Origin of the sequence: Promicromonospora thailandica (assembly GCF_024171955.1) — a bacterium.
Taxonomy (GTDB): Bacteria; Actinomycetota; Actinomycetes; order Actinomycetales; family Cellulomonadaceae; genus Promicromonospora; species Promicromonospora thailandica.
Map to the genome: position 1 here is coordinate 80,640 of NZ_JAMTCS010000015.1, position 19,775 is coordinate 100,414.

General features: G+C 75.3%; 20 protein-coding genes. 2 read left to right on the top strand and 18 right to left on the bottom strand.

The window, feature by feature from the left end:
• Positions 1 to 15: 15 nt before the first annotated feature.
• The 11 genes from APR03_RS21980 to APR03_RS22030 form a co-directional block, all read right to left on the bottom strand.
• Complete coding sequence (locus APR03_RS21980) at positions 16 to 981, bottom strand: hypothetical protein (protein WP_253839309.1); 966 nt, start codon at positions 979 to 981, stop codon at positions 16 to 18.
• Positions 978 to 2,066, bottom strand: coding sequence for a hypothetical protein (locus APR03_RS21985; RefSeq protein WP_253839311.1), 1,089 nt, complete (start codon positions 2,064 to 2,066; stop codon positions 978 to 980). Before APR03_RS21985 ends, APR03_RS21980 begins: the two co-directional genes overlap by 4 nt.
• Before the next feature lie 150 nt (positions 2,067 to 2,216).
• Positions 2,217 to 2,885, bottom strand: a complete 669-nt coding sequence (locus APR03_RS21990) for a response regulator (RefSeq protein WP_253839313.1) — start codon at positions 2,883 to 2,885, stop codon at positions 2,217 to 2,219.
• Positions 2,882 to 4,084 carry a sensor histidine kinase gene (locus APR03_RS21995; protein WP_253839315.1) on the bottom strand — a complete coding sequence of 401 codons (1,203 nt, stop codon included), beginning with the start codon at positions 4,082 to 4,084 and terminating at the stop codon, positions 2,882 to 2,884. The genes APR03_RS21990 and APR03_RS21995 overlap by 4 nt, the downstream gene beginning before the upstream one ends.
• A gap of 29 nt (positions 4,085 to 4,113) precedes the next feature.
• Complete coding sequence (locus tag APR03_RS22000) at positions 4,114 to 5,031, bottom strand: DNA-3-methyladenine glycosylase family protein (RefSeq protein WP_253839318.1); 918 nt, start codon at positions 5,029 to 5,031, stop codon at positions 4,114 to 4,116.
• Positions 5,032 to 5,058: 27 nt separating this feature from the next.
• A complete protein-coding gene (locus APR03_RS22005; protein WP_253839320.1) occupies positions 5,059 to 5,769 on the bottom strand; it encodes an alpha/beta hydrolase in 711 nt (236 codons plus the stop codon).
• On the bottom strand, positions 5,766 to 6,527 hold the full coding sequence (locus APR03_RS22010; protein WP_253839321.1) for an alpha/beta fold hydrolase: 762 nt from the start codon (positions 6,525 to 6,527) through the stop codon (positions 5,766 to 5,768). The genes APR03_RS22005 and APR03_RS22010 overlap by 4 nt, the downstream gene beginning before the upstream one ends.
• A gap of 36 nt (positions 6,528 to 6,563) precedes the next feature.
• Positions 6,564 to 7,781: a YihY/virulence factor BrkB family protein gene (locus APR03_RS22015; RefSeq protein WP_253839323.1), complete on the bottom strand. Its 1,218-nt coding sequence runs from the start codon at positions 7,779 to 7,781 to the stop codon at positions 6,564 to 6,566.
• Positions 7,782 to 7,812: 31 nt separating this feature from the next.
• A complete protein-coding gene (locus tag APR03_RS22020; protein WP_253839325.1) occupies positions 7,813 to 8,406 on the bottom strand; it encodes a DUF3618 domain-containing protein in 594 nt (197 codons plus the stop codon).
• A complete protein-coding gene (locus APR03_RS22025) occupies positions 8,403 to 8,909 on the bottom strand; it encodes a phage holin family protein (RefSeq protein WP_253839327.1) in 507 nt (168 codons plus the stop codon). Before APR03_RS22025 ends, APR03_RS22020 begins: the two co-directional genes overlap by 4 nt.
• Positions 8,893 to 9,630 carry a hypothetical protein gene (locus APR03_RS22030; protein WP_253839328.1) on the bottom strand — a complete coding sequence of 246 codons (738 nt, stop codon included), beginning with the start codon at positions 9,628 to 9,630 and terminating at the stop codon, positions 8,893 to 8,895. Before APR03_RS22030 ends, APR03_RS22025 begins: the two co-directional genes overlap by 17 nt.
• Before the next feature lie 242 nt (positions 9,631 to 9,872).
• Between APR03_RS22030 and APR03_RS22035 the strand changes: the two genes are divergently transcribed.
• On the top strand, positions 9,873 to 10,646 hold the full coding sequence (locus APR03_RS22035; protein ID WP_253839329.1) for a PAS and ANTAR domain-containing protein: 774 nt from the start codon (positions 9,873 to 9,875) through the stop codon (positions 10,644 to 10,646).
• Between the two features lie 121 nt (positions 10,647 to 10,767).
• On the opposite strand, the gene APR03_RS22040 is transcribed toward APR03_RS22035, so the two are convergent.
• The gene (locus APR03_RS22040) at positions 10,768 to 11,700 is read right to left on the bottom strand and encodes a helix-turn-helix transcriptional regulator (RefSeq protein ID WP_253839330.1); all 933 of its coding nucleotides are present in this window, start codon (positions 11,698 to 11,700) and stop codon (positions 10,768 to 10,770) included.
• A gap of 102 nt (positions 11,701 to 11,802) precedes the next feature.
• Between APR03_RS22040 and APR03_RS22045 the strand changes: the two genes are divergently transcribed.
• On the top strand, positions 11,803 to 12,486 hold the full coding sequence (locus APR03_RS22045; protein WP_253839331.1) for an SDR family NAD(P)-dependent oxidoreductase: 684 nt from the start codon (positions 11,803 to 11,805) through the stop codon (positions 12,484 to 12,486).
• A 3-nt stretch (positions 12,487 to 12,489) separates the two neighbouring features.
• Here the strand turns inward: APR03_RS22045 and APR03_RS22050 are convergent, their stop codons facing one another.
• The 6 genes from APR03_RS22050 to APR03_RS22075 all read right to left on the bottom strand — a co-directional run bounded on the left by APR03_RS22050 (position 12,490) and on the right by APR03_RS22075 (position 19,774).
• Positions 12,490 to 14,046 (bottom strand): cellulase family glycosylhydrolase, encoded by a 1,557-nt coding sequence (locus APR03_RS22050; RefSeq protein ID WP_253839332.1) that lies wholly within the window; start codon positions 14,044 to 14,046, stop codon positions 12,490 to 12,492.
• Positions 14,047 to 14,129: 83 nt separating this feature from the next.
• Positions 14,130 to 15,737: an FAD-dependent oxidoreductase gene (locus APR03_RS22055; protein ID WP_253839334.1), complete on the bottom strand. Its 1,608-nt coding sequence runs from the start codon at positions 15,735 to 15,737 to the stop codon at positions 14,130 to 14,132.
• Positions 15,734 to 16,810 carry a LacI family DNA-binding transcriptional regulator gene (locus APR03_RS22060; protein WP_253839336.1) on the bottom strand — a complete coding sequence of 359 codons (1,077 nt, stop codon included), beginning with the start codon at positions 16,808 to 16,810 and terminating at the stop codon, positions 15,734 to 15,736. The genes APR03_RS22055 and APR03_RS22060 overlap by 4 nt, the downstream gene beginning before the upstream one ends.
• Positions 16,807 to 17,820 (bottom strand): ABC transporter ATP-binding protein, encoded by a 1,014-nt coding sequence (locus APR03_RS22065; RefSeq protein WP_253839337.1) that lies wholly within the window; start codon positions 17,818 to 17,820, stop codon positions 16,807 to 16,809. The genes APR03_RS22060 and APR03_RS22065 overlap by 4 nt, the downstream gene beginning before the upstream one ends.
• Positions 17,817 to 18,893, bottom strand: a complete 1,077-nt coding sequence (locus APR03_RS22070) for an ABC transporter ATP-binding protein (RefSeq protein ID WP_253839338.1) — start codon at positions 18,891 to 18,893, stop codon at positions 17,817 to 17,819. The genes APR03_RS22065 and APR03_RS22070 overlap by 4 nt, the downstream gene beginning before the upstream one ends.
• Positions 18,890 to 19,774: an ABC transporter permease gene (locus tag APR03_RS22075; protein ID WP_253839339.1), complete on the bottom strand. Its 885-nt coding sequence runs from the start codon at positions 19,772 to 19,774 to the stop codon at positions 18,890 to 18,892. Before APR03_RS22075 ends, APR03_RS22070 begins: the two co-directional genes overlap by 4 nt.
• Position 19,775: the final 1 nt, after the last annotated feature.

Below are 19,775 nucleotides of genomic sequence, written 5' to 3' on the forward strand. Positions count from 1 at the left end.
CAACATCTCGGAACATCAGCTCTCGCTCTCTGTGAAGTCAGGGGAAGGTGCAGGGTGGGCGGACGGCGCCGCGCGGCCGGCGAGCACGCGCAGCGCGCCTGCGCCGGCCACGGCGGTGGCGAGCCCGGCGCCGAGCACCAGCGCGACGAGGAACCGTTCGAGCGCGGGCGGCCCGGCGACGGGCAGCACGGCGAAGTGGAAGACGGTCAGGTCGGGCAGCACGAAGACGACGCTCAGGCCCGCGCCGGCGCAGACGCCCAGCACGCCCCCCGCGCGGCCGCGCAGCGCGGCGACAGCCGCGGCCACGACGAGGGGCCAGACGAGCAGCCCGATGCCGGTCGCGTCGAGGAACGTGCCCCACAGGGGCGCCGAGCGGACGGCGAGGGTCGCGCCGACGACGTGCGCCACCGACGCGGCGACCACCAGCAGGCCGGACACGGCCAGCAGCACGTGCGGCCGGGGCGAGCGCCGGGCCAGCACGAGGAGCACCGCGGCGATCCCCGCCGCGAGCGCCCACCAGGACGCCGCGCGAGGCGGCTGCCCGGCGACGAGCTCGCCGGTGACGGTCACGCGCGTGGGTCCGACGGTCAGCGGCACCTCCCAGGTGCCCCTCGACGCTGCGCCGAGATCCCGGTCCAGCGTCGTGGCGCGGGCGTCGATCCAGGTGGCGGACCCGCCGTCCGGCACGGTCACCGGGACGGTCTGCCCGTCGCCTGCCGGGACCTCGACACGCATCCCGGTGTCGTTGCGCACCCGCAGGCGGGCGCCGTCCTCGATGGTGGTGACGCTCAGCCCGGGCACCTGCGGGGTGACGGCGACGACAGCGCCGCGCGCCCGTGTCGGGCTGAGCCCGCCGGCGTGCGCCGACGCCGGGGGGATCTGGGCCACGACCTGGGCGAGCGCCAGCAGCAGGACCACCGCGAGGCGCGGCAGGACCCGGCCGCGGACGGGTGTCCGGCCCGCACGCAGGCCGGCGCTCACGACGCCACGGCCGCCTGGCCGGCGGGAGGCCGGCCGGCGCGAGACCCGGCGTCGCCACCCACACCGATCCGCCGCACCACGTACGCCGTCCCGGCGCCCGTGAGGCCCACCAGCGCCAGCAGCCCGCTGATCATGTGCAGGTTCCAGGTCGGCGCGTCGGCCACGACCGCCGCGGCCCCGAGCACGACGGCCCACACCACGACGGGTGCGAGGAAGGCGAGCGCGACCCACCGGGTGTCCTCGTGCAGGCGCCGGGCGGCGGGTGCCAGGAGGCGTGCGCCCAGCTCGGTGACCGCGGCAGCGGCGGCGACGGCGACGGGGAGCCAGGGTCCGGCCCCCTCGCCGAACACGAGGTTCATCACGAAGGCGGGCACCGCGACCAGCACCGTCGGCGCGCCGGCCGGCAGGCGCCAGCGGCGGGTGAGCACGAGCAGCGGGACCAGCAGCACGACGGTGCTGCCCACGTAGGCGTGGAACGTCTGGGCGTCGAAGGAGAAGGTGTTCGGCTCGGGCTCGCCGGACCCGAGCAGCGGGCTCGCCAGGGCCGAGGCGTGCAGGGTGTAGATGTGCACGGGCAGGGCGGCGAGCACCGCGGAGGCGATCGTGACGACGGCGTCGGCCCCGCGCAGCCGCGGCGGCGCGCCGGACGACGCCACCATGAGCGCCGGCCCGGAGGCCACCAGGACCATGCCCGCGATGATGAGGTAGTGGCTCGGGCTGAAGAAGATCTCGAGACCCCGCTCGATGCCGAACAGGTTGTGCCACAGGGTGTCGATGCCGCCGCCGACCAGCAGCAGCCCCATGCCGATGCCGGGCAGCCGCAGGGCGGCGGGCGTCTCCCGCAGGAGGCGGCGGTAGGTCACCTGCTCGGGCAGCCGGGAGCGCAGCAGCCACAGCAGCGTGAGGCCGCACGCGGCGATGCCGGAGTACATCACGGCGTGCCACGGCGTCCAGAACGTCTCCAGGTCGGGGATGGTCGCGTGGGCGAAGGCGTCGAGCTGCAGCCCGGCCACGAGCCAGAGGCTCGCTCCGAGCAGCGTCCAGCGCTCGCGGGCGGTGAACGTGGCGGGCGGTGATGCGGACATCGGGGATGGTCCCTCTCAGGTCGTCCTGGTGGTCGGTCGCGATGGTCGGTCGCGAACACCAGCAACGTAGGAGGAGGGGCTCTGCCCCCACCTCCCCCGGCAGAGCCATCCGACCCCTACCGCAGGACCATCTTCACCCGCGGGCCGTGGTCACCGGCCCGGTACCACCAGCCCGTTCTCGTAGCCGAAGACGACGGCCTGCACCCGGTCGCGCAGGCCGAGCTTCTGCAGGATCTTGCTGACGTGCGACTTGACCGTCTGCTCGCTGATGACGAGCCCCTGCGCGATCTCGCCGTTGGACAGGCCGCGCGTCATCAGGGTCAGCACCTCCCGCTCGCGCTCGGTCAGGGTGCGCAGCACGGGGTGCGCGGCCGGGTCGCGCGGGGCGGCCTCGACGAACCGTTCGATGAGGCGCTGCGTGATCGCGGGCGCGAGCAGCGCGTCGCCGGAGGCGACCACGCGGACGGCGGCCGCGAGCTCGTCGGGGCTGGAGTCCTTGAGCAGGAAGCCGCTGGCCCCCGCCCGCAGCGCCTCGTACACGTAGTGGTCGGCGTCGAACGTGGTCAGCATGAGCACCCGCGGCCGGTCGGGGCGGGTCGCCGCCGGGCCGAGCAGCTCGCGGGTCGCGGCCAGGCCGTCGAGCTCCGGCATGCGCACGTCCATGAGCACGACGTCGGGCCGCAGCCTGCGCGCCTGGTCCACCCCCGCGCGCCCGTCGGCGGCCTCGCCCGCGACGGTGATGTCGTCGTGGGAGTCCAGGATGGCGCGGATGCCCACCCGGATCATCGGCTGGTCGTCCACCACGAGCACGTCGATCATCTGCCACCTTCCTCGTCGGGCCCCGCGGGCAGCGGGAGCCGTGCCGTGACCGCGTAGCCGCCGTCGGGCCGGGGGCCGTGGACGAGCTCGCCGCCCAGGCGGGCCGCCCGCTCTCGCATGCCCGTGACCCCGAGGCGCGGGCGGTGCGCGCCGTCGTGCGGCTCGACGCGTGCGGGCACCCCGCGTGTGTTGACGACGCTCACCGTCAGCCCCGCACCCGCTCGGTCCACCCGCACGGTCGCCGAGGAGCCGTGGGCGTGCCGGACGACGTTGCTCAGCGCCTCCTGCACGATGCGGTACACGGTGGTGCCCACGATGTCGGGCACCTGCCCCACCTCCGGGGCGACGCTCAGCGTGACGGGTCCGCCGTACCGGCCGGTGGCCTGGACGAGCTCGGGCAGGCGGGAGAACCCGGGCGCGGGGCCGGTCTCCGACTCGGTGTCGGTGGCGCGCAGCACGCCCAGGAGCTGGCGCATCTCGCCGAGGGCGCCGCGGGCGGCCGCGGCGATGGCCGTGAACTCGTCGCGCGTGCCCGGGTCCGCGTCCGGGAGGCGGTACGGCGCCGACGTCGCCTGCATGTGGATCACGGACATGCTGTGCGCCACGACGTCGTGCAGCTCGCGCGCGATCCGGGTGCGCTCCTCGACGAGGGTGCGTCGCTCGTGCTCCACCTCGGCGTCCCGCCGGGCCGCGGCGAGCTCGCCGCGGATCCGCTGCCGGTACCGGTAGGCGGTGCCTGCGATCAGCGCGACGAGGGAGCCCGCGCCGAGCACCACCAGGGCGAGCGTCTCGTCGTACGGCGTCAGCTTGTCATCGGTGCCGGACAGCGCGACCAGCAGCACGGACAGCCCGGCGAGCGTCCACCAGGCGCCGACCGCGACCTGCCACGCGTGCCGCAGGGCGACCAGCCCGATGTGGGCCACCAGCACGCAGATGGTCACGGTCGGGAACGGCTCGGACGCGGCCGGGCCGGACGCCGCGAGGTTCAGCGTCACGGTCGCGGCACCCTGGGCGAGCGTGGCCGGCACGGGGTGGCGCAGCGCCACCGGCAGCGCCGCGCACGACACCGAGCTCACCACGTACGCCACGAACGGATCCGCCCCCGCGCGGTTGGCCTCCAGGGCCAGCGCGATCATCCCGAACGCCGCCGCCACCGAGACCACGGCGGTCCACAGGAGGTCGGGGCGGCCGGTCGTCACCCGGGCATCCTAGGCGCCGCCGCGGTACCTCAGTGCGCCCGGTGGTCCACCAGCGGGGTGCGCGGCCCGCGCGCCGGCGCACGGTGCCGGCCGGACAGCGTCAGGAGGCGCACCACCCGGTGCCGGTGCGGCGCGTAGGGTGCCAGCAGCCGGAGCATCCCGGCGTCGTCCGTCCGTTCGCCGGACAGCGCCCACCCGACGGCCGCCGGCAGGTGGAAGTCGCCCACCGAGACCGCGTCGGCGTCACCGAACGCGCGCTGGGCCACCTCGGCGGAGGTCCAGACGCCCACGCCCTGCACCTTCTCCAGGCGTGGCCGGGCCTCGGCGCGCGGCATCGCGGCGGCCTCCTCGAGCCGCGGCGCGACCAGCGCGCAGCGGGTCACGGTCCGGGCGCGCCCCGGGTCGACGCCGGCCCGGTGCCAGTCCCAGACCGGCACGCGCGCCCACGTGCGCGCGTCGGGCACGACGAACAGCCCGCCCGGCACGCCCGCGGGCGCCGGTCCGGGCGCCCGCGTGCCGTACCGGCGCACGAGCCACCGCCAGGCGCGGTGCGCCGTGACCGTCTGCACCCGCTGCTCCAGCACCGCGGGCACGAGGGCCTCCAGCACCCGACCGCTGCGCGGGATGCGCATCCCGGCGGCACGCCGGTGCGCGTCACGCACCTGCGGCGGCGGGGCGAACCCGGCCGCGTCGTCGTCCTCGCCGAGCAGCACGGGCAGCGCCTCCGCGGCCTCGCGTGCGCCGTCACCCCACAGGTGCACGACGACGGCGTGCGGCCCCGCCGGGACGAACCGCTGCGTGACCGGCCCGCTGCGCAGGAGCGACGTGCGCCACAGGGTGCCGTCGGCGGCCCGGTGGAACGTCGGGTCGGCGGGTCCGTGCCCGAGCGGCCCGAGAGTCAGGCCGACGTCGAGCCGGCGCGGCGACGTGTGGCGGACGGTGAGCACACCCCCAGTGGACCACGCCGCGGCGCCTCAGTCGGAACCGGCGGCCAGCGCGGCCACCTCACGGACCACCGTGGCGACCAGCAGGGGGTGCCCCAGCGGCCGGAAGTGTCCCGACAGCGGCAGCTCCACGTTGCGCGCCCCCGCCAGGTGGCCGGTCTCGGGGATGTGCGGGTCGAACGTGGGGTACACCGCGGTGATCCGGTCGTTGACCAGCAGCTCCCCGGCGAGGGCCAGCAGCACCGGGTCGCGCGGGTCGAACGACCGCAACGACCGGGAGAGCATGTACCGCGCCCAGCGCGACCCGGCGAAGGGCGTCGCGACGGCGACCATGCCGCGCACCCGGCCGCCCGCCGGCGAGAGCATCACGTGCTTGCCGATGAGACCGCCCTTGCTGTGCGCGACGAGGACCACGTCCTCCAGCCCCGACCGTTCGAGGTGCTCGGCCACGACGTCGGCCGACTCGGGCACGGGCCGCGCGTTGTGCCGCAGGGCCTCCACGGCGTGCACCGGGTGCCCGGCCCGGGCCAGGGCGGTGGCGACCGGCCCCAGGAACTCCCAGGTCTCGTAGATGCCGGGCAGCAGCAGCACCGGAGCCACGCCACGCCCCGCGGCCACGACCGGGAGCGCCGGACGACGCACGAGGTGGCGCAGCTGCCGGTCCACGGCCCAGGCGTAGTCGGCCGCCCAGGCACCGAGCCGCGCGATCGAGCCGCCGGCCGAGCGGCGCCGCGCCGTCACGGCGTCCCCCGGCCCGCGGTACGCCCGGCGTCGAGGACGATCCCCGCGACCCCGGCGGGGTCGCTGTCCATGGCGTGGTGCCGGCCGCGCACCGTGCGGTACCGGCCGTCGGGTGCACAGGCCGCGAGCGCCGCGACCCAGTCGGGCGGCGCGACGGGATCGTGCTCACCGCGCACCACGACCACGGGCACGCGAGCCCGGGGCAGCACCCGCTCGAGGCGGTGGTCGACGACGTGGCGGAGCTGGCCGAGGTAGTAGGGCACGCTGCAGCGCACGAAGGCGTCCACGAGCAGCACCCCGACGGTGGCGGGCGGCTCGCCTGCGGCGTCGGCGGCGAGGCGCAGCGCCTGGCGGGCGATGGTCCGGGTGCCGGGCTCCGCCGTCGGGCCGACGAGGACGGCGGCACCGGCCGCGTCCGGGTGGTCGGCGAGGAGCTGGCCCACGACCTGCGCGCCCATGGAGTGGCCGACCACGACGGGGGCGGGCAGTCCGGCGTCCGCCACGTGGTCGGAGATGTAGCGCGCCAGTGCGGCGGCGTGGGCGGCGATGTCGACGTCGTGCCGCGGGCGCGGGGACGCGCCGTAGCCCGGCAGGTCGACGGCGTGCACCGCCGCACGGGTGGCGAGGTGCTCGCCGAGCCGCCGGTAGGCGCGGGCCGAGGAGCCGACCCCGTGCACGAGCACGACTGCCCTGTCCGGTGCGGCGGGTCCGCGCACGTGGCCGACGACGGTCAGGTCACCGAGCCGCGTGCGCGTCATGCGGTGCACGGTACCGGCCCGGGACGGGGGCGCGCCTCACCGTCGGTCCGCGCGTGCGGCCGGCCCGCCGGGGCGCTGCTCGCGTACGTGCTGCTCGCGCTCCTGCCCGTGCTCGCTGTGCTCGTGCTCCTGCTCGTGCTCCTGCTCGGCGGGACCCGGCTCGGCCTCCTGCTCCCGGCCCGCCGCCTCCCGCAGGTGCCGCCCGCGTTCGATCTCCTCCTGCCGCTTGGCCTCGCGCTTCTCGCTCGCGCGGGCGTCCTTGGGCGGCAGCCGCAGCGTCTCCTCGGCGGCGATCCCGCCCTGGAGCTCGCGCCCGCGCTCCAGCTCCGCGTCCAGCTCGGCGCCCAGCAGCAGCGCCAGGTTGGTGATCCAGAGCCACAGCAGGAAGACGATCAGGCCGGCCAGCGACCCGTAGGTGGCGTCGTAGCTCGCGAAGGTGGCCACGTAGAGGCCGAAGGCGGCGGACGCCACCAGCCAGCCGAGGATGGCGACGACGGCGCCCACGCTGACCCAGCGCATCTTCGGCTGCCGCACGTTCGGCGTGACGTGGTACAGGATCGCGACCAGCACGATCACGAGCAGCAGCACGACGGGCCACTTGGCGATGTTCCAGATGGTCACGGTGGTCGAGCCCAGCCCCACGGCGTCGCCGACGGCCCGGGCGAGCGAGCCGCTGAGCGCGAGCGCCGCGACGACGAGGGCCGCGATGACCACCGCCACCACCGTGACCAGCAGCATCACGGGGCGCAGCTTCCAGACGGGGCGCCCCTCGTCGATGCCGTACACCCGGTTCATCGCGCGCCCGAAGGCGCCGACGTAGCCGGATGCGGACCACAGGGCGAGCACGACACCGAGGACGAGGGCGAAGCCTGCCCTGCCCCCGCCCCCGGCGGCGTTCTCGACCAGCGGTTCCACGACGTTCAGCGCGTCGGGAGGCACCACGCCCTCCAGCGTGCCGACGACGCGCTCGACCGCCTGGCCGCCGTTGCCCACCAGCCCGAGCACGGACACCAGCGCCAGCAGCGCGGGCGCCGCGGCCAGCACGGCGTAGTAGGTCAGGGCGGCGGCCAGGTCCAGGCACTGGTCCCGGGAGAACTGGCGCACCGTGGCCCGCAGCACGTACCCCCACGTCCGGCCTCTCAGGTCCGGCGGCGAGCCCGGCTTGCGCCGGTCGTCCGGCGCCGGGTCGCCCGTGCGGGCCGACGCGTCGCCGACGTGCCGGTCGTCGACGTGCGTGTCGTCGAGGTGGGCCATGGTGCCTCCCAGGTCAGGTCCGGTCAGTGGGTCATGCGGTGCCGCTGCTGCCCGGCCGGAGGTCGGAGACGGTCTCGCGACCGTGCTCGCCCACCTGCTGGGCAGCGTCCTTCGCGGCGTCGCGGACGGCCTCCGCGCCCTCCCGGGCGGGCTCCTTCAAGCCCTCCGCCACCTCGCTCGCCGTCGACTTCAGGTCGTCGACCAGCGGGGCCGCCTTCTCCTCGACCGCCGCGACGGCGCGCCGCTCGGTCCGGCTCGCCGGCAGCAGCGAGGCGAGGGCCAGACCCGCGCCGAAGGCGACCAGGCCCACGGCCAGGGGGTTGCCCTGCGTCTGCTCGCGCACCTTCTGCGGGGCCGCGCCCACGCCGTGGGCGACGGACGACGCCGCCTCCCGGCCGCGGTCCGCCAGGTCGTGCGAGGTGCCGTGTGCGGAGTCCATGGTGTCGTGCGCCGTGCCCATGACCCGGTCCTTGACCCGGCCCATGCCGGAGCGCACCTTGTCGGTCTGCCGCCGCACGGCGTGGCCCGGGTGCACCTTGTCGCCGAGCGTGTCCACGTCGTGGCTCAGCTCGGCGCGCGTGCGCTCGATGTCGGCCCGGATCTCGTCAGGATCGTTGGTGCTCATGCGTTCATCTCCTTGCTCTGGTCCACGCTGTGGCTCTGCTCGTCGTGCCCGCGCAGGGCGCCGGGGATCTTCTTGACCGACTCCGCGGTCTGCGGCATGCCCTGCACCTCGCGCAGCTCGTTGCGCCCGCGCAGGGCGAGGATCGCCGCCACCACGGCCCAGACCGCCGCGACCACCAGGGCCGCCCAGCCGCCGCCCATCACGGTGCCGAGCGCCGACCAGAGGGCCAGCGACAGGAACAGCAGCACCATGTGGCCGGCCACACCGGCGCCGCCGAACATCCCGGCACCCTTCCCGGCGCGCTTGGCGGACTGCGCCGCCTCCGCCTTGGCGAGCTCGACCTCCTGACGCACCAGCGTCGACAGGTCGCGCGTCACCTCACCGACGAGCTCACCGAGGCTCGGCTGCCCGCCGGAGGCCGGCTGGGGCGTCGTCGCGGTCCGGGCGGCGGCCGCCTGCTCGGCCGCGGCGGACGCGGCGAACGGGTCACGGTCGACCGACATAGGTGTCACCCCCCGGGGCGTACGACGCCGGGCGCGCGGCCGCGTCGTCCTGCGCCGTGCCGCCGTACTGCGCCGGGTTCCCGGGCGTCACCGACGCGGAGCCCGACGTCGTGCCGGCCGTCGAACCGGTCGTCGAACCCGGACCCGATCCCTCCTTCGAGACCTCCTTGGCGCCCCGCAGGAACCGGCCGACGAGCAGGCCCGCGCCCGCGGCGACCAGCAGGAACGTGCCCGGACGGCGGCGTGCGAAGCTCTCCACCTCGTGCAGCACGTCGGCCGGCTCGCGGTCCTCGAACCACTGGGCCACCTTGCCGCTGACGTCGCCGGCGCGGTTCACCAGGTCGGTCGCGTAGCCCGGATCCTGCGACCCGTTCGCCATCTGGCCCAGCTCGTTGCCGAGCGACCGCAGGCCGCCCGCGAGGTGCTGCTGCTGGGCGCCCATCTGGGAGCGCAGCTCGCTGCGCGCCTTGTCGGCCAGGCCCCGTGCCTGGTCACCGGCCTCGTGCGCGACGTCGCGGGCCTTCTCCCGCACGTCGCGGGCTGTCTCCCGGCCGGCGTCGCCCACCTGCGACGCGGCCTCGCCCACCTTCTCCTTCATGCCGCCGCCGGTGTCCCCGCCGCTGTGCGTGGTCCCGGAGGTGCTTCCCGAGTCGGGTGGCCCGGACGCCCACTGCTGCTGCGTACCGGTCCCCGTACCGTACGGAACGTTGGTCTCGCTCATGGTCCGACTCCCGTCGTCGTCCCCGCCGGAACCGGTCCGGGCGGGGTCGCGGAGTGCGCCGCGGCAGACGGCACTCCGCCGATGCGGCCGCTTCCTGACCACAACCCAACGTAGGACGACGGGAGCCACTCGCAACTTCACCTCGTCCCGACCGTTTTCCCGGCCGCTGCCGGGAGCGGCCTATACTCGGTGCAACGGAGTCAGGAAGCGGCTCCCGGTCCACGTGGATCTGGGAGATCTTCATGTCATCCTTCAAGGAGCCCCGCTCGCTGGTCCCCGACGACGCCACCGGCGACTCCGCGACAGTCACCACCGGCTTCTCCGCCGCGGACCTGTCGCTCTCGCTCGGTCTCGGCACCAGCCTGCTCGTCGGCCGCTACAGCGTCGACCTGGCCACGGGCACCTGGTGGTGGTCGGACGAGGTCTACACCATGCACGGCTGGCGGCCCGACGAGGTCGAGCCCGGTCTGGACGCCCTGCGCTCCCGCAAGCACCCCGACGACCGCGGCCGCGTGGTGCGCGCCGCCGGTGACGCGCTGCGGCTGGGCCGGCCGTTCGCGTGCGGGCACCGGATCGTCGACCGCTCGGGCCGTACGCGGTCGGTGGTCGTGACCGGCCAGGGCACGCTCAACCCGCGCCAGGGGACGCCGGAGCTGGTCGGCTTCGTCGTCGACATCACCCCGGTGCAGAAGGAGGCGCTCGAGCGCCGGTCGGACCAGGTGGTCAGCCGCGCGTTCGTCAGCCAGGCCACCATCGAGCAGGCCAAGGGCGTGATCGTGGCCGTCCGCGGCGTGGACGAGGCCACCGCGACCGCGGTGCTGGTCGGCGTCGCCCGGGAGGTGGGCATCTCGCTGCGGCTCGCGGCGGAGCAGCTCATGGCCGCCGTGCACGACCGGGCGACCGGCACGCCGATGACGGAGCAGACGCTCACCGACGCGCTGGCGGCCGTGCGGCCCGTGAGCCGCCCCCGCGGGCGCGAGCCGCTGCTGACCCGGCGGCCGCGCGCGGCCGCGTGACAGCGGCGAGCGCACGAGAGTGAGAGCGCGAGGAGGAGAGGAGGTGATGACGCGCCTCACGCCGGTGTGAGGTGCGCCACCCCCGACTCTGCCCTGGATCGCCCGCCCAGGCAAGCGGTCTTCAACGACCCGATCGAGCGGGCCCTCGACGACCGGGCGGACGAGGACCGGCCTCCTCGTCGAGCTCCTGCGTGCCGAGGACGACGGCCAGCGCGAGCCGGTCGGCGTCCTCGGTACCCGGCTCGGCGGTGTAGACCATGATCCGCAGGTCGTCGGCGGCCACCACCAGCACGTCGCAGTCGACCGCGACCAGGCCCACGGTCGGGTGGTCGACCACCTTGTGCCGCGACGGGTCACGAGCCGGCTCCGGCGCGCCGGATCCCCAGAGCTCGACGAAGCGCGGGCTCAGCGCCGTCAGCTCCCGCACCAGCCGGGCCACGCGCGGGTCGCCGGGATACCGCACCGTCGCCAGGCGCAGGTCGGCGGTCAGCCGCGCCACGACGTCGTCCTCCTCCTCGGGCGTGTGGACCACCCGGGTGCCCGGACCGACCAGGTGCCGCCACAGCGCGTTGCGCTCGATGCCCCGCCAGCCGGACGTCGGCCCCATGAGCGCCTCGTACGGCGCGTTGGCCACGACCAGGGTCTGCGTGGCGTCGTACACCGCGACGGGCGTGCCCGCGAGCCGGTCCAGCAGCCGGTGCACGCTGGGCGGGATGTACGTGGGCACCTCGGAGCGGCAGGGCGGGGCGTGCCCGGCGAGCCGGTAGAGGATGTCGCGCTCGGCGTCGGGCAGGCGCAGCGCACGGGCGAGCGCCTCCGTGACCTGGGCCGACGGCGAGACCGCGCGGCCCTGCTCCAGCCGCGTCAGGTAGTCGGCGGAGATCCCCGCCAGCCCGGCCAGCTCCTCCCGGCGCAGCCCCGCGGCCCGGCGCCGCGGCCCCACCGGCAGGCCGACGGCCTCCGGTGCGACGGCGTCCCGCCACCGCCGCACCATGCGCCCGAACTCCCAGCCGGCCGTACCGCTGTCCGTACCCGTGGCCACAGCCCTGTCCATACCCCCAGTGTGCGCGTCGCCCGCAGCCGCTGTCCTGGCCCTGGCAGTCCTACGACAACCGGACGGCTCCCTGCCGTCCCGCGCCCGGCGCACGCTGGCCGCATGACAACGACACTCGTCACCGGGGCCACTCGCGGCCTCGGCAAGGAGACCGCCCGCCAGCTCGTCGCCGCGGGGCACACCGTCTGGATCGGCGCCCGCGACGAGGCCGCCGGCCGCGCCGCCGCCGCGGAGACCGGCGCCCGCTGGGTGCTGCTCGACGTCACGGACGACGCGTCCGTGACCGCCGCCCTCGCCCGCATCGAGGCCGAGGGCGGGCTGGACGTGCTGGTCAACAACGCCGGCATCGCGACGTTCTCCGTGGACCCGGCCGAGGCCCTCGCGGTGCTCGACACCAACGTCGTGGGCGTCCTGCGGGTCACCGAGGCGGCCCTGCCCCTGCTGCGCCGCTCGGCGGACCCGGTGATCGTGAACCTGTCGAGCGCGCTCGGCTCGTTCTGGGCGAACCACCAGCCCGACCGCCCGGCGTCGCAGGTGCCCGCGATCGTCTACGGCGCGAGCAAGGCCGCCGTCTCGATGCTGACCGTGCAGTACGCGCGGGCGGTGCCGGAGGTGCGGGTCAACGCCGTCGAGCCGGGCTACACCGCCACGGAGCTGGGCGGGCAGCCCAACCCGCACGGCCGTCCGGTCGAGGTCAGCGCACGGACGGTCGTGCGGGTCGCCACCCTCGGCCCGGACGGGCCCACGGGCACCTTCCAGGAGGACGACGGCGAGCTGGGCTGGTAGCCGCTACGGCGTGCGCACCGCCACCTCGAAGACGCGGGCCACGTCCGGCGTGTAGTCGGACGGGTCCGTGACCACGAGCCGCACCTGGTCGACGGCGGCGGCCGGGCCCGGCGCGCTGACCAGTCCGCGCGTGTTGTCCTGGAAGGACGCCGCCTGCTGCCACCCGGCCGCGGTGTGCACCTCGACGGCGAAGTCGCGCAGCACGTTGACCGCTCCCCCGCCGACGTACCCGCTGTACACGTCCACCTGGTCGACGACGGTGGGCGCGTCGAGCGTGATCGTCAGCGTCGGGGTGGTGTCGCCCTCCGCCGAGAGCCAGCGGCCGGCGTTCGTGCAGTCGCCGTCCACCGCCTTGGCCGCCCCGCTCGTGCCGCCGGCCGACGACGCGACCGCCGTCGCGCCCACCGCCGCGTGGGAGGCGCACGGGGAGGCGTACGGCTGGTCGGCGAGCCAGGCCTTGATCATCGCGCCCTGGTGCTCACCGCCGAGCAGGTTCCAGTCGTGGTCGAACATCTGCGGCTTCCAGTAGTTGTCGAAGATCCACGCCGTCCAGCTGATGTGCGGGCGGGCGTCGAGGTACTGGCGCAGCGGGATGCCCCAGCCCGACGTCGTGCCCACCGTGACCGTGGGGTCGGAGAACTCGCCCGGCGGGTTCCAGCCGAACTCTGTGAGGATCACCGGGATCTGCCGGGCCGCGTTCCCGAACCGGGCGTCCAGGTTGGCCGCGGTCGCGTCCCCCTGGTTCGGGTACAGGTGGTAGACGTAGGCGATGTCGTTCCCGGCGACCGGGTCGGCGGCCGCCTGGTTGACGTAGGTGCTCCACTGCGGGCTGCCCACGAGCAGCAGCGTCTGCGGCGCGACCGCCCTGATGTCGTCCACCACGGGCTGGATGTACGACTTCCACGTCGACCAGCTCGCGGGCGCGACCGGCTCGTTGAACACCTCGTAGATCACGTTCGGCACGTCGGCGTACAGCGGCGCCACGTAGTCCCAGAACTCCGAGACGGCCGACCGCGGCACACCCGTGCTGCCGTAGTCGGACACGTGGTGCAGGTCCACGATGATGTAGATGCCCAGGTCGACGGCCTGCTGCACGTACGGGTCGACGTAGCGCTCGACGTTCTCCTGCACGGACAGCGAACCCCAGACCGTGACGGGCAGGCGCACGACGTCGGACTGCCAGCCGTCGGACACGGTCATGTCGATCACGTCGGAGATGGGCCTCGGGTGGCACTCGGGGCACTCGGCGTTGTGCCGGGGCGCGAGCACGGACACGCCGCGCAGCTGCACCGGGGTGCCGGCGGCGTCCACGATCTGGTTGCCGGAGGTGCCGAGACGCGACACGGCGGCGGGGGCGGCGTCCGGCGCGGCGTCGGGGGCGCCCGACGCCGTGGCGGGGACCGCGAGCCCTAGACCGGCCATGACGAGGGCGAGCGCCGACGCCGCGACCGCGTGCCGGGCCGGCTCGCGCCTCGGGGGCCGGGCGGCGGGACGGGAGACGGGCGGAGCGGGGGTGGTGGGCTGGGGCGCGCGCCCCCTGAGCAGGATGTTTCGCAGCACGATGGTTCTCCGTTCTTCGTCGAACGAGGCGGTGCGTGCAGGGCAAGAACGAGATCGGTCAGGTGCGTCTGGTCAGTTCCCCCTCACTCGCGATGGGTCCGGATCTCCTCGGGCCACGCGAGCGTGACCCCGAGGGTGTCGGTCAGCAGCCGTTGGTAGTCGGCCAGGCGGGTGGGGTCGTTGCGCACCTTGCGCGGCGGCAGGCCGCGGTCGAGGCAGAACGCGGCCAGCGCGCCGACCGCCTCGCCGATGCCCCACTCGACGGGGTGCAGCCGGTAGCAGCCGTTGGTGATGTGGGTGGTGCCGATGTTCTTGCCCGCGGGGAGCAGGTTCTCGACGCGTACCGGCACGAGCGCGCCCAGGGGAACCTGGAAGGGGTACGCCTCGATGTCCACGTAGGTACGGCCGGCGGTGCTGGGGTGCAGGTCGATCCGGTACCGGCCGAGGCCCACGGCGTCGGGGAACACCTCGCTGCCGGCGCCCTCCGGTCGGGCCTGCACGCCCACGTGCCGCTCGGTCACGGTCAGCTCCGCGCGGATGCGCCGGGCCTCCCGGATGTACGGGGTCATGGCCAGGCCGTCGGGCGTGCCGGTCACGTCGGGCCGCAGGCGCAGGCCCGGGTAGCCGGTGCCGCCGTCGGGGCGGGGCGCCTCCGTCTGGAGCCAGTGCAGGAACGAGAACGACAGGTCTCGCGCGCCGGCCAGCGCCGCCGTCCGGGCGGCGTCGTCGACGCCGGGGCCGAGCAGGGGCGCCTCCCAGTAGTCGATCTGGGGCCAGTTGACCATGGTGACGTCACCCACGGCGCCGTCGGTGAAGTTCTCGCGGGCCAGCACCCGCCGGAACGTCCACAGCGGGAAGTGGGCGCCGCGGGCGTGGTCGGCCTCGAACAGCTTCCAGGTGCGGCGCTGCAGGGTGATGGGGACGACGTCGTCGAACGAGAGCTGCGGTCCGGGCCAGAACGGGGCCACGGCGCTGCGCCAGTGCGCGTAGCCCGCCGGCCGGTCGACCGTGTGGTCCTCCCCGGGGCGGTGCTCCAGGGCGAAGCACCAGGAGATCGCCTGCTGGTCGAGCGGGTCGGCGACGTCGGGGGCGTGCGGCTCGCCGGTCTCGTCCCGCCCCTCGGCGCCGATCACGTGCTCGACGCCCGCGAGCTCCAGCAGGTCGCCGAGCTCGGTGGCGTCGACGACGTAGTCGGCCTGGACGGTGGTCTCGTGGCCGCGGGGGTCTCGCAGGGTGACGGCGTCGACCTCGTCGCCGGAGGTGTGCGCCGCGACCGGTTCGTGCCCCAGGAGCAGCTCGATCTGTCCGCCGGCCCGCCAGGGCGCGACCATCTCCTCCAGCACGGCGGCCGCGACGCGCGGCTCGTGGCACAGGTGGCTGACGATGCCGAGCCCGGGGTCCAGCAGCGGGTCCGCGGCGGCGCGCGCCGTCAGGGGGTAGTTGCGGCGGTAGTAGTCGCGCACGCGGCGCCGCAGCTCGGCGTACCCGGGCGGGGCATAGCGCTCCTCGATCCAGGTGTGCTCGTCGGGCGGCACGGCCTGCGCGGTGAGCTGGCCGCCGAGCCAGCCGGTCGGCTCGGTCAGCACCACGCGCCGCCCCAGCCGGGCCGCGGTCAGCGCCGCGGCCACCCCGCCCAGCCCGCCGCCCACGACCAGCACCTCGGTCTTGCGCTCGCTCGTGCCCTCGTTCACTCGGTCCTCCCCTGTGTCCCGGCCGGTGCGGTCACGGTCTCGCCCTCCACCACGACGCACTCCACAAGCACGTCCGCGACCGGTGTCCCGGGCTCGTCGAGCAGGCCCACGAGCGTGTCGATGGCGAGGCGGCCCACCTCGCGGCGCGGGATCTGCAGGCAGTCCCAGCGCACGGCGGCGTCCGGGGCCACGCCCTCCAGGACGGCGACCGACACGTCGCGCGGCACGGCGAGGCCGCGTGCGGCCAGGGCCTCGGCGAACGGGTGCGCCAGCCACTCGGCGTCCGCGACGACGGCGGTGAGCCGGTCCGCCGTACCGCCCAGGACGGTGTCGAGCCAGGCCGGGTCGGGTGCGCCACCCGGTCCGGGCGGGCCCGCGGGCGACACGTCGTGCAGGCCGCGGCGCGCGACGGCGGACTCGTAGCCGCGCCGCCGGTCCGCGTAGGACTCCTCGTCGATGCCCGCGCTCAGGTAGCCGATCCGCGTGTGCCCCAGGTCGGCCAGGCGGTCGACGATCGCGGCGGCCGCCGACTCGTAGTCGGGCACCACGCACGTGATGCGCGTGCCCGGCACCTCGCGGCGCCCGATGTGCACGAACGGGTACCCGTCGGCCTCCAGCCGGGCCAGCTCGGCGCGGTCGGCGGCGACGCCGAGCAGCACCGCGCCGTCGGCCACGTTGAGCCGGTTGACGCCGTCGCGGTAGACCCGCCGCCGCCCGTCGGTGCCGCCCGTGGAGGTGAACAGCACCAGGTCGTGGTCGATCTCCTCGGCACGCTCCTCGATCCCCAGCAGGAACTCGAGGTAGAAGTCCTCGCGCGCCCGCGGGAACACCGCCTCGAAGGTGTGCACGCCCAGCAGCCGGTTGCGGCCCGTGCGCAGCTTGCGGGCCGTCGGGTTGGGCACGTAGCCCAGCTCCTTGATCGCCTCCTGGATGCGGCGCACGGTCGCCTCCGGGATGCGGGCGGCGTCGGTGTCACCGCCGATCACGCGGGACACCGCGGACTGCGAGACGCCGGCCAGCCGCGCGACGTCGGACTGGCGGGGCGCACGGGCACGGCGCGGGGTCGTGGTCACTCGGTCTCCTGGGTCGGGTGGTGCAGCCAGCAGCGGGTCCAGCGGCCGTCGGCGAGGTCCGTCCGGGGCGGCGCCTGCGTGCGGCACACGTCCATGGCGAACGGGCAGCGCGGGTGGAACCGGCAGCCGGACGGCGGGTCGATGAGGCTGGGCGGCTCGCCCAGCCCGTCGGCGTCCGCGTCGAACAGGCGCTCCCGGTCGCGCGCGCCCCGGCCCGGGTCGGGCGAGGAGTCCACGAGCAGGCGCGTGTACGGGTGCAGCGGGTCGGCGATGACCTGTTCCTTGGGCCCGCCCTCGACCATCTCCCCTGCGTACATGACCACCACCTCGTCGCACAGGTAGCGCGCGCCCGCGATGTCGTGCGTGATGTAGAGCAGGGCCAGGCCGTCCTCGGCGCGCAGCCGGTCCAGGAGGTTCAGCATCTCGAGCCGGATGGACACGTCCAGCATCGAGACCGGCTCGTCGCCGAGCAGCACCTTGGGCTCCACGGCCAGGGCCCGGGCGATGACGACGCGCTGGCGCTGCCCGCCCGAGAGCTCGTGCGGGAACTTGTCGGCGTACTGCTCGGCGGGCGTCAGGGCCACGCGCTCCAGCAGCTCCCGCACGCGCCGGTCCAGCTCCGCCCGGCCGCGCACGCCGTGGTGCAGCCGCAGGGGCCGCTCCAGGTTGTGCCGCACGCGGTGCAGCGGGTTCAGGGAGCCGAACGGGTCCTGGAAGACGATCTGGACGTCCTTGTGGTAACCCCGCTCGACCCGGCCGCGACGCTGCCGCACCGGGACGCCCTCCAGGGCGACCTCGCCGCTCGTGGGCGCGTAGAACCCGGCGAGCACCCGGGCGAGCGTCGTCTTGCCGCTGCCCGACTCCCCCACCAGCGCGACCACCCGGCCGCGGTGCAGGTCCAGGGAGGCACCCTCCACGGCGCGCACCACCGAGCGTGCGCCGACGGCCGAGCGCACCGTGAAGTGCTTGGTCACGTCGACGGCGGACAGCACGGGCGTGGTCGCGGTCATCGGTCTCCTCCGTCGGTGGTGCGCTCGGTGCCGGTTGCGGCGGCATCGCCGTCGTCCAGGCGGCACGCGACCAGGTGCGCGCCGCCGGCCTCCCCGAGCACCGGCAGGTGCGTGTCGCACCCGGCGAACCGCTGCGGGCACCGCGGGTGGAACGGGCAGCCGGACGGCGGACGCCGCAGGTCGGGCGGTGTGCCCGGGATGCCGGTCAGCCGCCACAGGGGTGCCCGCAGCGGCGGGAAGGAGTCGCGCAGCCCGCGGGTGTACGGGTGGCGCGGCGCGTCGTAGAGCTCCTGCGCGGTGCCGAGCTCGACGATCCGGCCGGCGTACATGATGGCGATCCGGTCGGCGAGCTCCAGCAGCAGGGACAGGTCGTGCGTCACGAAGACGACGGCGAACCCGAGCGTCCGGCGCAGCCGCAGCACCTGGGCGAGGATCTGGCGCTGCATGACGACGTCGACCGCCGTCGTCGGCTCGTCCATGACCACCAGCTCCGGACCGCACGCCAGCGCGAGCGCGATGCCGGCGCGCTGCCGCATGCCGCCCGAGAGCTCGTGCGGGTAGCTGCGGACGCGGTCGCCGGAGATGCCCACCGTGGTGAGCAGCTCCGCAGCGCGCGCCCACGCCGCCTTCCGGTCGAGGGTGCGGTCGTGGGTGCGCAGCACGTCGGCGAACTGCGCGCCGAGCCGCATCACGGGGTTGAGCGCGTCCATGGCGCTCTGCAGCACGATCGACAGGGAGGTCCAGCGCAGCGCCCGCAGCGTCCTCGGGCTCGCGGTCACCAGGTCGACGGCGGGACCGCCGTCGCGCGGGTGGAACACGATGCTGCCCGCCGTGGTGGCGGCGGGCGGCCGCTGCAGCCGGGTCAGCGCCGTGATCAGGGTGGACTTGCCGGAGCCGGACTCGCCGGCCACACCGAGGATCTCGCCGCGGCGCAGCGTGAAGGTGACGTCGGTGCAGGCGCGCACCGGGTCGCCGTCGGTCCCGTACTCCACGGTCAGGCCCGTGACGTGCAGCACGTCGCCGGACGCGGCCCGCGCGGCGGGCCGGGTGTCGTGGGCGGTCTGGGTGCTCATCGGGCCTCGCTCCCTCGGGGACGGCGGGTGCGCTGCCGGACGGTGCGCAGCTTGGGGTTGGCCAGCTCGTCGACGCCGAAGTTGACGAGGGTGGCCGCGGTCGCGACGAGGGCGATGCACAGGCCCGGCGGCACGAACCACCACCACATGCCGCGCAGCACCGCGCTCTGCTGCTGGGCGGCCTGGATCATGGTGCCCCAGCTGATGGCGCCGGAGTCGGAGATGCCGAGGAACGCCAGGCCCGCCTCGGCCATGACGCCGCCGATCACGCCCTGGAGGAACATCGCGGCGATCCAGCCGGTCAGGTGTGGCAGCACCTCGTGGAACAGGAGCCTGCGGTGCGGCTCGCCGAGGGTGCGCATCGCGAGCACGAAGTCCCGGTTGCTCACGCTCATGGCCTGGGCCCGGATGGTGCGCGCCCCGCCCGACCAGCCGAAGAACCCGATGATGAGCGCGATGACCCACAGCCCCGTGCCCTGCATGTACCCGGCGACGATCAGGATGAGCGGCAGCACCGGCATGACGATGAACAGGTTGGACAGGAAGTTGAGCCAGGCGTCGGTGCGCCCGCCGAAGTACCCGGCGGGCAGCCCGACCAGGATCGCGAGCGCCGTGCCGATCACGGCCGAGAGGAACCCGACGAACAGCGACCCGCGGGCGCCCTCGATGGTCTGGGCCAGCACGTCCTGGCCGAACTGGGTGGTGCCGAGCCAGTGCTCCGCGCTGGGCGGCAGGCCGATCGCGGTCAGGTCGTTGGCGCGCGGGTCGAGGCCCGGGACGCTCGCGGTGAGCCAGGGGCCGGCCAGCGCGAGGAGCACGAAGAAGCCGATGACGCCCAGGCCCGTGCGGACCTTCCACCCCTGCAGCAGCGAGGTTCGCATC

Coding starts and splice junctions, on each gene's coding strand:
- APR03_RS21985 (WP_253839311.1), bottom strand. CDS start 2,066: ATGTCCGCATCACCGCCCGCCACGTTCACCGCCCGCGAGCGCTGGACG.
- APR03_RS21990 (WP_253839313.1), bottom strand. CDS start 2,885: ATGATCGACGTGCTCGTGGTGGACGACCAGCCGATGATCCGGGTGGGC.
- APR03_RS22010 (WP_253839321.1), bottom strand. CDS start 6,527: ATGACGCGCACGCGGCTCGGTGACCTGACCGTCGTCGGCCACGTGCGC.
- APR03_RS22015 (WP_253839323.1), bottom strand. CDS start 7,781: ATGGCCCACCTCGACGACACGCACGTCGACGACCGGCACGTCGGCGAC.
- APR03_RS22020 (WP_253839325.1), bottom strand. CDS start 8,406: ATGAGCACCAACGATCCTGACGAGATCCGGGCCGACATCGAGCGCACG.
- APR03_RS22025 (WP_253839327.1), bottom strand. CDS start 8,909: ATGTCGGTCGACCGTGACCCGTTCGCCGCGTCCGCCGCGGCCGAGCAG.
- APR03_RS22030 (WP_253839328.1), bottom strand. CDS start 9,630: ATGAGCGAGACCAACGTTCCGTACGGTACGGGGACCGGTACGCAGCAG.
- APR03_RS22035 (WP_253839329.1), top strand. CDS start 9,873: ATGTCATCCTTCAAGGAGCCCCGCTCGCTGGTCCCCGACGACGCCACC.
- APR03_RS22040 (WP_253839330.1), bottom strand. CDS start 11,700: ATGGACAGGGCTGTGGCCACGGGTACGGACAGCGGTACGGCCGGCTGG.
- APR03_RS22045 (WP_253839331.1), top strand. CDS start 11,803: ATGACAACGACACTCGTCACCGGGGCCACTCGCGGCCTCGGCAAGGAG.
- APR03_RS22065 (WP_253839337.1), bottom strand. CDS start 17,820: ATGACCGCGACCACGCCCGTGCTGTCCGCCGTCGACGTGACCAAGCAC.
- APR03_RS22070 (WP_253839338.1), bottom strand. CDS start 18,893: ATGAGCACCCAGACCGCCCACGACACCCGGCCCGCCGCGCGGGCCGCG.
- APR03_RS22075 (WP_253839339.1), bottom strand. CDS start 19,774: ATGCGAACCTCGCTGCTGCAGGGGTGGAAGGTCCGCACGGGCCTGGGC.